Source organism: Microbacterium sp. 13-71-7, from assembly GCF_002257455.1.
Lineage (GTDB): Bacteria > Actinomycetota > Actinomycetes > Actinomycetales > Microbacteriaceae > Microbacterium.
In genome coordinates, this window is the sequence record NZ_NCKN01000132.1 from 1 (window position 1) to 11,397 (window position 11,397).

10 protein-coding genes and 1 pseudogene are annotated in these 11,397 nt (G+C 69.7%); 4 read left to right on the plus strand and 7 right to left on the minus strand.

From position 1 onward, the window contains the following. A pseudogene (locus B7X32_RS13045) lies at positions 1-616 on the plus strand (DUF4407 domain-containing protein); the annotation flags it as partial. A gap of 241 nt (positions 617-857) precedes the next feature. On the opposite strand, the gene B7X32_RS13050 reads toward B7X32_RS13045, so the two are convergent. Genes B7X32_RS13050 through B7X32_RS13065 form a run of 4 tightly spaced genes read right to left on the minus strand, consistent with a single transcriptional unit; the run spans position 858 to position 5,322 of the window. After that, entirely contained in the window at positions 858-1,739 is an 882-nt protein-coding gene (locus B7X32_RS13050) for a carbohydrate ABC transporter permease (protein WP_292720275.1), read from the minus strand. 8 nt (positions 1,740-1,747) lie between these two features. Continuing rightward, positions 1,748-2,728 (minus strand): sugar ABC transporter permease, encoded by a 981-nt coding sequence (locus B7X32_RS13055; protein ID WP_292720277.1) that lies wholly within the window; start codon positions 2,726-2,728, stop codon positions 1,748-1,750. Between the two features lie 4 nt (positions 2,729-2,732). After that, a complete protein-coding gene (locus B7X32_RS13060) occupies positions 2,733-4,046 on the minus strand; it encodes a sugar ABC transporter substrate-binding protein (RefSeq protein WP_292720280.1) in 1,314 nt (437 codons plus the stop codon). A gap of 58 nt (positions 4,047-4,104) precedes the next feature. Then, positions 4,105-5,322, minus strand: coding sequence for an aminotransferase class V-fold PLP-dependent enzyme (locus B7X32_RS13065; protein ID WP_292720282.1), 1,218 nt, complete (start codon positions 5,320-5,322; stop codon positions 4,105-4,107). A gap of 176 nt (positions 5,323-5,498) precedes the next feature. Between B7X32_RS13065 and B7X32_RS13070 the strand changes: the two genes are divergently transcribed. After that, positions 5,499-6,176 carry an FCD domain-containing protein gene (locus tag B7X32_RS13070; protein ID WP_292720284.1) on the plus strand — a complete coding sequence of 226 codons (678 nt, stop codon included), beginning with the start codon at positions 5,499-5,501 and terminating at the stop codon, positions 6,174-6,176. Between the two features lie 259 nt (positions 6,177-6,435). After that, positions 6,436-7,449 (plus strand): aldo/keto reductase family protein, encoded by a 1,014-nt coding sequence (locus B7X32_RS13075; protein WP_292720287.1) that lies wholly within the window; start codon positions 6,436-6,438, stop codon positions 7,447-7,449. Positions 7,450-7,572: 123 nt separating this feature from the next. On the opposite strand, the gene B7X32_RS13080 is transcribed toward B7X32_RS13075, so the two are convergent. The 3 genes from B7X32_RS13080 to B7X32_RS13090 form a co-directional block, all read right to left on the minus strand. Next, positions 7,573-8,082 carry an ACT domain-containing protein gene (locus B7X32_RS13080; protein WP_292720290.1) on the minus strand — a complete coding sequence of 170 codons (510 nt, stop codon included), beginning with the start codon at positions 8,080-8,082 and terminating at the stop codon, positions 7,573-7,575. A 77-nt stretch (positions 8,083-8,159) separates the two neighbouring features. Beyond that, on the minus strand, positions 8,160-9,227 hold the full coding sequence (locus B7X32_RS13085; RefSeq protein ID WP_292720292.1) for a PLP-dependent cysteine synthase family protein: 1,068 nt from the start codon (positions 9,225-9,227) through the stop codon (positions 8,160-8,162). Positions 9,228-9,697: 470 nt separating this feature from the next. Next, a complete protein-coding gene (locus tag B7X32_RS13090; RefSeq protein ID WP_292720294.1) occupies positions 9,698-10,234 on the minus strand; it encodes a CGNR zinc finger domain-containing protein in 537 nt (178 codons plus the stop codon). 39 nt (positions 10,235-10,273) lie between these two features. Here B7X32_RS13090 and B7X32_RS13095 point away from each other — a divergent pair, with 39 nt between their 5' ends. Next, positions 10,274-11,254, plus strand: coding sequence for an EamA family transporter (locus tag B7X32_RS13095; protein WP_292720296.1), 981 nt, complete (start codon positions 10,274-10,276; stop codon positions 11,252-11,254). Positions 11,255-11,397: the final 143 nt, after the last annotated feature.

Sequence of the window (11,397 nt, forward strand, 5' to 3'; positions counted from 1 at the left end):
GCTCGACCGCCTCTCCGCGAAGGAGCCCGTGCTGGGCTTCGCGCACTGGCTGATCGCCGCGCTGTTCTTCATGATCGAGCTGCTGCCGGTGATCGTGAAGGTGCTGACCAGCTGGGGCGATCCGTCGCTCTACGAGAAGGCCGAGGCGATCGCGAAGCAGGTCGAGCTCGACCGTGTCACGTCGAAGGGCTATCGCGACCGCGCCGCGATCATCGCCGAAGAGGCGAAGCACCGCGCCTTCGCCGACGCGCACGAGGCCGAGACGGCCGCCGCAGCGGATCCGGCCTCCGCGTCCGCGGCGGACCCGGCTCCCGCGTCCGCGGCCGTGCAGTCTGCGCCCGCGGCCTCGGCGGCCCCGGCGGCCGCACCCGAGACCGCGCCCACGACCGCCCTGCCCGTCGCCACGGCCGAGACCACCATGCAGGCCGCCCCGTCCGCGCACCCGGCTCCGCCCGCTCCGTCCGGTGCGCCCGCGTGGCCGGTGCCCGCGCATCCCGGTGTCGGATCCGCGCCCCCGGCCCCCGCGTCGGCGCATCCGACACCGTCCTCGGCGCGCCCCGTGGCATCCGCCCCGCAGCCTGTGACGCCCACCGCGCCCGACGCCGCCCGCGTCTGACGCCTTCCCTGCGCGCCATCCGTCGTTCCTCTCGACGGATGGCGCGCAGACGTCTGTCGACCGCGTTCCCGTCGCAGATTCTGTCGTTCTGACGGCGCTTGAGCGGCAGGAATCGCGACGGGAACAGGGGGTAGCGGCGATAATCGCGACGGGAACACGGGAACACGGGAACACGGGGATCCGGGACGCGGCAACCGCGAGACCCGCCAACCGGCAGCCGGAACCGGGCAGGTCGGACCGGCTACTCCTTGACGGATCCCGCGGTGAGGCCGGCTACGATCCATCGGCTGGCGACGGCGAAGAGCACCATCGTCGGCAGGATCGTGAGCACCGCCGCGGCCGACATCGAGCCCCAGTCCACGTTGAACGTGGAGATGAAGCTGTTCAGCGCGGCCGGGATCGTGCGGTTCTCCTCGGACTGCATGAGCACGACCGAGAGGAACAGCTCGTTCCAGCAGTTCACGAAGTTGAAGATGAACGCGGCGATGATCCCGGGCGTCATGACCGGCACCAGGATCCGGAACAGCGCGCCGAGCCGGGAGCAGCCGTCGATCATCGCCGACTCCTCGAGCGCATCGGGCACGTTCTCGAAGAAGCCGCGCAGCATCACGGTCGAGAACGGGATGCACACGGCGATGTAGACCAGGATCAGTCCCGGCTTGCTGTCCACCAGGCCGAGGTCGGTCATCATCGTGTAGAGAGGGCCGAGTGCGATGAACGCGGGGATCATCTGGGTCAGCAGGAATGCGATGAGCACCGCGCCCTTGCCGCGGAACTCGAACCGCGAGATGACGTACGAGCTGAGCAGCGCGATGAGCGTCGACGTCGCGCCCGCGATGAGGGCGACGACCGCCGAGTTCGCGAGGAACACCCCGAAGTTCGCGTCGGAGAACAGCTTGGCGTAGTTCTGCACCGAGGGCTCGGAGGGCCAGTACTCGATCGGGAAGCGGTTCACGGTCTGCGGCGACTTGAACGACGTCAGCACGATCCAATACAGCGGGAACAGCGTGATCAGCAGCCAGAGCGCGAGCCCGACCACCTTGACGACGCCGCCGACGGTGATCCGGGAGCGGGAGGAGCGCGCCGGCCGCGAGGAGCCCGTGCGTCCGGTCGTGAGGGTCATGGTGGCGCTCATCGGCTGGCCTTCCGCATCGCGAAGAGGTAGAACGCGCAGAACACGAACAGCACCGCGACGACGATGAGGCCGATCGCGCTCGCCGTGCCGTAGTTGCCCTGCTGCGTGAAGTTGATCATCCAGGTCGTGATGATGTGGGTCCGGTTCGCCGGTCCTCCGCCCGTCATCGCCCAGATGATGTCGGGGAAGTTGAAGATCCAGATCACGCGCAGCAGCACGGTGAGGAACAGGGTCGTGGAGATGTACGGGATCACGATCGAGAAGAGCTGGCGCGCCTTGCCGGCGCCGTCCAGGCTCGCGGCCTCGAGCACCTCGTCCGGCACGGACTGCAGGGCGGCGAGGATCATGATCGCGAAGAACGTCACGCCGTACCAGATGTTCGCGACGATCACCGCGAACATCGCGAGCTTCGGATCCGCGAGCCACGGCAGGGGCGCCGAGATCAGATGCGTCTTCATGAGCAGGTCGTTGATCACGCCGAACTCGGCGTTGAACATCCAGCGGAACAGCATCCCGATGAGGAATCCGGACACGGCCCAGGGGAAGAACACGAGCGCCTGGTAGACGCCGCGGAAACGGAACCGCTGGCGCAGCGCGAGGGCGATGAGGAAGCCGATCACGAACTGCGGGACCAGGGATCCGATCACCCACAGCACGGTGTTGCCCGCGACGGTCGGGAAGACCGGGTCGGAGAGGACCTTCGCGAAGTTGTCGAAGCCGACGAACGGCGTCGAGGTGAGATCCCAGAGGTTGTAGTCCAGGAACGCCATGCGCGCGCCCTGGAGCATCGGCAGGTACGTGAACCAGCACACGAACACGATCGCGGGCGCGAGGAAGGCGAGGATCGTGAGGGCGTGCCGGGCGCGGAACGTGGTGCGGCGGCGCCCTGCCCCTGTGGGGGCGGGGCGCGGCCGCGCGGGCCGAGCGGCCCGGCCGGACGAACCGGCCGGGCGCTCGGTGGCGGAGGTCGAGGTCACGACATCAGCCCTTCTTGTACTTCGCGGTCCAGTACTGGTCCCACGAGGTCAGCAGCTCCTTGGTGGTCATGTTGCCGAGCAGCACGCTCTGCACGTCCTGGTCGGACTTCTGGATCCACTCCGTCCACCACGCGACGCCGCGGGGCTGCTGCACGTTGACGTACGTGTCGGGGTGCTCGGTCATGGTGACGTAGCTGGTCCACGGGCCGGTCGAGTAGAACGGGTCCTTGGCCGCCGCCGCGATGATCGGCACCAGGCTGTTCTTCTGCGCGAACGTGGTCGCGGGCTTCGCGGAGGACAGGTACTCGACCAGCTTGACCGCGGCGTCCTTGTGGGCGCTCGACTGCGCGACGCCCCAGCCGGCGACGGCGAGGGGCTGCGCCGCCTTGCCGCTCGGGCCGGTGAGCAGCGGTGCGGTGTTCCACTGATCCTGCTTCAGGCTGGATGCCGAGACGGTCGCGATGACCTCCGGATCCTGCAGCAGGAAGGCCGTCGTGCCGTTCGTGAAGCCCGCCACCATCTCCGGGTAGCCCCAGGAGACGGCCGACGGCGGGGAGGCCTTCTTGAACAGCGCGAAGTAGTCGTCGACGCCCTTCTGCGCGTCGGGCGAGGAGAAGATCGTCTTGCCGTCCTTGAGCAGGAACGCGTTCGAGGTGTCGAGGTCGTCGATCGTGTACGCCTCGATCGCCGCGACGACGTTCGAGTTGGCGTTCTTGCCCCCGCGGAACGCGTAGCCGTACTGGTTCTTCTCCGGATCCTGGATCTTCGAGGCCTGATCGAGCAGGTCCTTCCAGGACTTGGGCGGCCCGTCGAAGCCCGCGGACTTCACGAGATCCGTGCGGTAGAAGAGCGAGAGGCCGTAAAACCCGTAGGGGACGAACCAGGTCTTGCCGTCGGAGACGCCGGCCTTCTTGGCGTTGTCGGTGAGCGCGCTCCAGCCGTCCCAGCTCTTCAGGTCCGCCGTCATGTCGTACAGCCAGTGGTTGTTCGCGAAGGGTCCGACCGTGATGTCGCGGGTCTCCAGCACGTCGATGCCCTTGCCGGACTGCAGCATCTGCTGGATCGTCGTGTCGGCCTGTTCGGTCGGCGGCGAGACCAGCTTGACGGTGATGTTCGGGTTGGCCTTCTGGAAGTCGTCGAGCAGGCCGCGGAGGAGCTTGGTGCGGTCGGGGTTCGTCAGGCTCTCCACCATCTGGAGGGTGACCTTGCCGTCCGCGGATCCGCTTCCGCTCGAGGCTCCGCCGGAGCAGGCGCTGAGTGCGAGGAGGGCGACGATGCCGACCCCGGCGATCGAGGCGAGTCGGGTGCGCTTCACCATGGGGCTTCCTTTCATTGGGTGTTGCAGGGATGGTGCAGGGGGAGGGGGAGGGGGAGGATCAGCGCCCGGCGAGCTCGAGGATCCGGGGCACGCAGCGCTCGGCGAACGCCTCGAAGTCGGAGGACTCGTTGTACAGGTGCGCGGAGAGGCGGAAGTAGCCGGCGCCGGCGAAGCTCGTGAACGCGGTCTCCACGCCGACCTCGTCGAACAGGCGCATGCGCAGGTCGTCCGCCTCCTCGCGGGTGCGGCCGATGCCGAGCGGCAGGCGGATCAGGCGCATCGAGGGCACAGGCATGGGCAGGTCGACGAGTGCCGGCTCGTCGGCGGCGCGCTCGAAGGCCTCCGCGATGATCCTGGCGCCGGCGTCCGCGATCTCGGAGACGGTGTCGCGCGTGCGGTCCCAGCCGTGCTCGCGCTCGATGAAGGCGATCGCGGCAGGGGTGGCGAGGTAGGTCGTGGCGTCGATCGTGCCCTGCGTGTCGAAGCGCACGGGGTAGGCGTCGGTCGCGGCCCAGGAGTCGATGAGCGGCCAGAGCTCGTCGCGGTCGGGCGCCTGCGTCACGAGCAGGGCGGATCCGCGCGGGGCGCACGGCCACTTGTGCAGGTTGCCGAACCACCAGTCGCCGCCTCCCGCGATCGCCGCGTCGGGGATCAGGCCGGGTGCGTGGGCTCCGTCGACGAGCACGCGCACGCCGCGCTCGTGCGCGAGCGCGGTGATCTCGGCGGTGGGGAAGCGGCGGCCCGTGGAGGACGTGATCTGATCGACGACGATCAGCCGGGTGCGCGGGCCGATCTCCTCGGCGAAGCGGCCGACGACCGTGTCGGCGTCGTCCAGCAGGCCGAGGGCGACCGTGCGCAGGCGGGCGCCGAACCGTCGGGCGAGCCGGGCGGCGCCCATGGTCACGGCGCCGTAGCCGTGGTCGGTGACGAGGATCTCGTCGTCGCGATCCAGCCGCAGGGCGTTGTACACGACCGTGGCCGCGGCGGAGGCGTTCGGCACGAAGGCGGTGTCGGAGGGGGCGGCGCCGACGAACGGCGCGACTTCGGCGCGGGCGGCCTTGACCTTCTCCGCGATCCGGGGGAACCAGCCCACCGGGCTCAGATCCGCCTCGCGACGCAGCGCGTCCTGCACGGCGACGACCTCGGTCGGCACCGCGCCGAAGGATCCGTGGTTCAGGTGCACGATGCGCGGATCGAGCGGCCAGGCGTCACGGGCCCTGTCGTACGAGAGGAGCGGCACCGGGGCGATGCGGGCGGCCGTGCGGGGGTCGTCCATGGAGGTCTCATCCTTGAAGGGTCGGAGGGGGCGAGGTCAACTTGTCGCACAACTTTGGCACAGAAGTGATGCTGAGGCCAGAGATTGACGACTTTTGGCCCAAAGTCGTCAGACGACTATTCTCAAACCCGGCGGTGCTCCACACTCGTGAGAGGACTCGCCCAGGGAGGGGAACCATGAGCGCACTCGAGACCGCGCTGCACGGGTTGCGTGCGCTCGTCGCCGACGGGGAGCTGCGTCCCGGCGACAAGCTGCCCAGCGAGGGCGAGCTGTGCGAGCAGCTCGGGGTGTCCCGCGGCTCGGTGCGCGAGGCGATCCGGATGCTCGCGGCCCTCGGCGTGCTGGAGACCAGGCACGGGTCGGGCAGCTACGTGAGCACGCTCCGGCCCGCCGACCTCATCCGCGGCCTCTCGCTGACGGTGGACGTGCTGCCCCTGGACGCGATCCTGGAGCTCGTCGAGATCCGCCGGCCGCTGGAGGCGCACGCGGCGTCGATCGCCGCGGCGCGCGCCGATGATGAGATGCTCGCGGAGCTGGTCGAGCTCGTCGAGCGGATCGCCGACAGCCCCGATCACGACGAGGAATCCCGGCTGGATCACGAGTTCCACATGCGCATCGCGGAGCTCGCCGGCAACGCCGCCCTCACCAGCCTCCTCGAGGTCCTGCGCTCCCGCACCCGGCAGTACCGGATCTTCGACGACGCCGATGCCGCGCAGCTCAAGGTCCTCTCCGATGCCGGGCACCGCGCGATCGCCCGCGGTCTGGTCGCGCGGGACCCCGCCGCGGCCTCGGCGGCGGCCGCGGGGCACGTCGCGCAGACCGAGTACTGGCTGCGCAAGCAGATGTCGGAGTAGGCCGTCCGCGCCCGGGCCGTGGCGCCGGCGCTGGCTCCGGCCGTGGCGCTGGCGCTGGCTCCGGCCCCCGCCCCGACCGTGGCCCCGGTTCCGGCTCCCGTCCCCGCCGTGGCGCCGGTTCCGGCTCCCGCCCCAACCGCTCCCGTCGCGAAAGCTGCCGGAATATCTGCCGGAAAGCGGCAGGAGATGCGACGGGAACGTCTGTGTTCGGATGGCGGATGCGGATCCCGCCGTGACCGGACACGCTTACGCTGGAGCCATGGTCAACTACCGATACCTGGGCAACAGCGGTCTGAAGGTCTCCGAGATCACCTACGGCAACTGGGTCACGCACGCCTCGCAGGTCGAGGACGCCGCCGCGGTCAAGACGGTGCACGCCGCCCTCGACGCCGGCATCACGACGTTCGACACGGCCGACACCTACGCGAACACGGCCGCGGAGGTCGTGCTCGGCAAGGCTCTCGAGGGCCAGCGCCGCGAGAGCCTCGAGATCTTCACGAAGGTCTACTTCCCGACCGGCCCCAAGGGCCCGAACGACACCGGCCTCAGCCGCAAGCACATCCTCGAGTCGATCAACGGATCCCTGAAGCGCCTCGGCACCGACTACGTCGACCTGTACCAGGCGCACCGCTTCGACTACGAGACTCCGCTCGAGGAGACGTTCCAGGCGTTCGCCGACGTCGTCCGACAGGGCAAGGCGCTCTACATCGGCGTGTCCGAGTGGACCGCGGAGCAGCTCCGCGCGGGCCACGCCCTGGCGAAGCAGCTGGGCGTGCAGCTCATCTCGAACCAGCCGCAGTACTCGATGCTGCACCGCGTGATCGAGGGCAAGGTCGTGCCGGCGTCGGAGGAGCTGGGGATCTCGCAGATCGTCTGGTCGCCGATGGCGCAGGGCGTGCTGAGCGGCAAGTACCTGCCGGGTCAGCCGGTGCCGGAGGGCTCCCGCGCGACGGATCCGCACTCGGGCGCGCACTTCATCCAGCGCCTCCTGCAGGACGACATCCTCACCGCCGTGCAGCGGCTGAAGCCCATCGCGGCGGATGCGGGCCTGACGATGCCGCAGCTCGCGATCGCGTGGGTGCTGCAGAACAAGAACGTGGCGGCGGCCCTCGTCGGCGCGTCCCGCCCGGAGCAGCTGGCGGACACGGTCAAGGCATCCGGCGTGGTGCTCGACGCCGATACCCTCGCCGCGATCGACGCGGCTCTGGCCGGCGTCGTGAACGACGACCCCGAGGACACCTACGAGGTCTCCCCGAAGGCTCGCCTGGTCTGAACCGGGCTCGCCTGGTCCTCACTGACCCCTCCTGACCGCGAGACTCCATCTCCGCGACGAGACTGCATGCCTGGGCTGCAGTCTCGTCGCCCAGATGGAGTCTCGCGGTACGTGTGGGGCGGGTCAGCCGACCGTGATGTCGACCTGCAGGTCGTGCGCGATCCGTTCGAGAGCGGCGCGCAGGGCCTCCGGATCCGCATCCGCGGGCACCCGAGCCACGACCGAGGCCTCGAACAGGCGTCCGCCGGCCATCGCCGCATCGCGGGTCTCGGTGGTCATGCTCTCGATGCTGAGCGCGTGCGCGTTCAGCACGCCGGAGATCTCGCGCACGATGCCCGCCCGGTCGTTGCCGAGCACCTGGATCGACAGCTCCTGCGCGGCCTCGGCCGCCCCGGATCCGGATCCGGGGTGCGCCGCGACCGTGAGCAGTCCGTCGAGCCCGTGCAGCGACGCGCGCAGCTCCTCGACCCGCTCGACCGGCACCGACACCTGGATCACGCCGGCGAACGTGCCCTCGAGCTCCGCGAGCCGGCTGTTCTCCCAGTTGCCGCCGTGCTCGTCGACGATGTGCGCGACGGTCGCGACGAGGCCTGGACGGTCGGATCCGACGACGGTGAGGATGAGCGTGGTCATGCCGCCAGCGTAGCGACCGGGGTCCGCGCGGTCACGCCCGGATCGCGGCGGCGAGCGGACGGCTCGCGCCGGCGCCCTCAGTCCTCGTTCCACTTCCCGGTCGTGAGGAAATGCTCCATGCGCGCGCGGTGCGGGGCCAGATCCCACTGCTGGGCCGCGACCCAGTCGTCGGAGTAGTAGGTGTCGAGATAGCGCGCGCCGCCGTCGCAGATGAGGGTGACCACGCTGCCGCGCTCGCCGGCCTTCAGCATGCGGGCGATGAGCTGGAACGCCCCGACGAGGTTCGTGCCGGTGGATCCGCCGGCCCAGTGCAGCGTGCGCTGCTTGAGCAGCCGGATCGCGGCGACCGAGGCGGCGTCGGCGACGGGGATCATCTCGTCGATGACGCCAGGCACGAACGAGGGCTCGACGCGCGGCCGCCCGATGCCCTCGATCCGGCTCGGCGTGCCGGTGGTGAACGACGGATCCCCGTCGCGCCAGCCGCCGTAGAAGGCCGAGCCCTCGGGATCCACGACCGCGATGCGGGTGTCGTGGCGGCGGTAGCGGACGTAGCGGCCGAAGGTCGCGCTCGTGCCGCCGGTGCCCGCGCCCACGACGATCCAGCTCGGGATCGGGTGGCGCTCGCGGCTCAGCTGGCTGAAGACGCTCTCGGCGATGTTGTTGTTCCCGCGCCAGTCCGTCGCGCGCTCCGCGTAGGTGAACTGGTCGAGGTAGTGCCCGCCGCACTCCGAGGCGAGGCGCTCGGCCTCGGGGTACATGTCCCGCCCCGAGTCCACGTAGTGGCAGCGTCCGCCGTAGAACTCGATGAGGTCGATCTTCTCCTGGCTGGTCGAGCGCGGCACGACCGTCACGAACGGCAGGCCCAGCATCCGCGCGAAGTACGCCTCGGACACGGCCGTGGATCCGCTCGAGGCCTCGACCAGCGTCGTGCCCTCGTGGATGCGTCCGTTGACCAGCCCGTACAGGATCAGCGACCGTGCGAGCCGGTGCTTGAGGGATCCGGTCGGGTGCACCGACTCGTCCTTGAGATAGAGGTCGATGCCCCATTCCGCGGGCAGGGGGAACACGTGCAGGTGCGTGTCGGCGCTGCGGTTCCCGTCCGCCTCGAGCAGGGCGATGGCGGATCCGGTCCAGTCGGAGGTCATGTCACGAGGGTAGCCGGACCCTCCCACGCCGCCCCGTACTCCCGTCCACTCGCACCGCCTTCTACTTCCGAGTCGTCCCCATCAGCGGAGCCCCTGAGGTGCGCTGACGGGGACGACCCGGATGTGGGGTGGCGCTGCTTTCGAGTCGTCCCCGTCAGCGGAGACTATGGCGTGCGCTCACGGGGACGACCCGGATGTGGGGTGGGATCCGGGGCGTGGGCCCCGCTTTTCGAGTCGTCCCCGTCAGCGGAGGCTACGGGGTGCGCTCGTGGGGACGACCCGGAAGTGGGGTGCTCCACCTTTCGAGTCGTCCCCGTCAGCGGAGGCCATGGGGTGCGCTCACGGGGACGACCCGGAAGTGGGGTGCTCCACCTGTCGAGTCGTCCCCGTCAGCGGAGGCCATGGCGTGCGCTCGCGGGGACGACCCGGAACTGGAACCCGGAGCCGGAAGCGGAAGCGCCGGGCGAGGGTCAGGCCTCGGCGCGGCGGGCGCGGTAGGCGGCGACGGCGTTGCGGTTCGCGCAGACCGTGGAGCAGTAGCGCTTCGAGCGGTTGCGCGACAGGTCGAGCGCGAGGGCCTCGCAGGTGTCGTCGGCGCAGACCGAGATGCGGGATCCCTCCTCGGCGCGGATCACGTCGATCAGGGCCATCGCGGTCTCCACGATCACGCGCTCGGGCAGCGGGTGGTCGTCCGCGACCGCGTGCAGATGCCAGTCCAGAGTTCCGTGCCGCGCGAGGCGAGGCGTCAGGGCGATGCCGGCGAGGGCCTCGTTGACGGCGATGGCCATGTCGTCACGGGGCGCGAGGAGCATCGCGCGCAGCTGCGGGCGGATCTCGCGGAGCCCCTCCAGCTCGGCCTGATCGCGATCGATCCGGCCCGTGTAGCCGAACTGACTCAGGAAGGTCGCCTCATCGCTCAGGGAAGTGAGCGTGTCAGGATCCTCGGCCGAGTTCGCGAGCCACACGGCGGCCCGCAGCGTCTCCTCGGTGTCATCGGTGAAGATCATGTTGACATCTTACATCCCCGCCGAGTAGCGTCACATGTCATGAGCACAGTGGCGAATGACACGCACGCCGTCGGCATGCGTACCGGACTGATCTTCGCCCTCGGTGCAGCGCTCTCCTTCGGGATGAGCGGAGCATGGGCCCGCGGCCTGATGGACGCGGGGTGGAGTCCCGGCGCCGCGGTCACGGTCCGCATGTGGGTCGCCGCGCTGATCCTGCTCGTGCCGACGCTGCTCGCACTGCGCGGGCGTTGGCGGATCGTCCGGAAGAACGCCGGAATGATCGTCGTCTACGGGCTGCTCGCGGTCACGGCCGCACAGCTGTGCTTCTTCCAGGCCGTCGCCGTGATGGACGTCGGTCTCGCGCTGCTCATCGAGTACACGGCGCCGATCGCGGTCGTGCTCTGGCTCTGGCTCCGACGCGGGGAGCGTCCCGGCGTGCGGGGCATGGTGGGCGCCGTCGTCGCGTTCATCGGACTCGTGCTCATGCTGGAGATCTTCACCGGATCCCGGATCGACCCGATCGGAATACTGTGGGCGCTCGGCGCGATGGTCGGCGCCGCGACCTACTTCCTGCTCTCGGGGCGCAGCGACACCGGGCTGCCCCCGATCGCGCTCGCCGGACTCGGCCTGCTGATCGGCTCGATCGGCCTGACCGCCGTCGGCGCCACCGGAATCCTGCCCTTGGCGTGGAACACCCACGACGTCACCTACCGGTTCGGCACGCTGCCGTGGTTCGTGCCCGTGCTCGCGATCGGGGTGATCGCGACGGCGCTCGCCTACGTGCTCGGCATCGTGTCGACGCGGAGGCTGGGATCCCGCTTCGCGTCGTTCGTGGCGCTCTCCGAGGTGATCGCCGCCCTGCTGTTCGGCTGGCTGTTCCTCGGGCAGCTCCCCGACCTGCTGCAGGCGTTCGGAGGCGCGCTCGTGCTCGTCGGCGTGGTGCTGGTGAAACTCGGGGAGCCCGTCGTCGACGAGCTGGATCCCGATGCGGTTCCGGAGCCGGCCGGGGCGCTCAGCTGACTTATGTATACGAAATAGGTCAGTCTCAGCAATACCTCACCTAGTCCTCGCCTTTGTGTATACACTGGCGTCATGACCATCGTCGCCGAGGGGATGCGCGCGGGGGAGTTCGCCTACCGTGCGCTGCTCGAGGAGATCCAGTC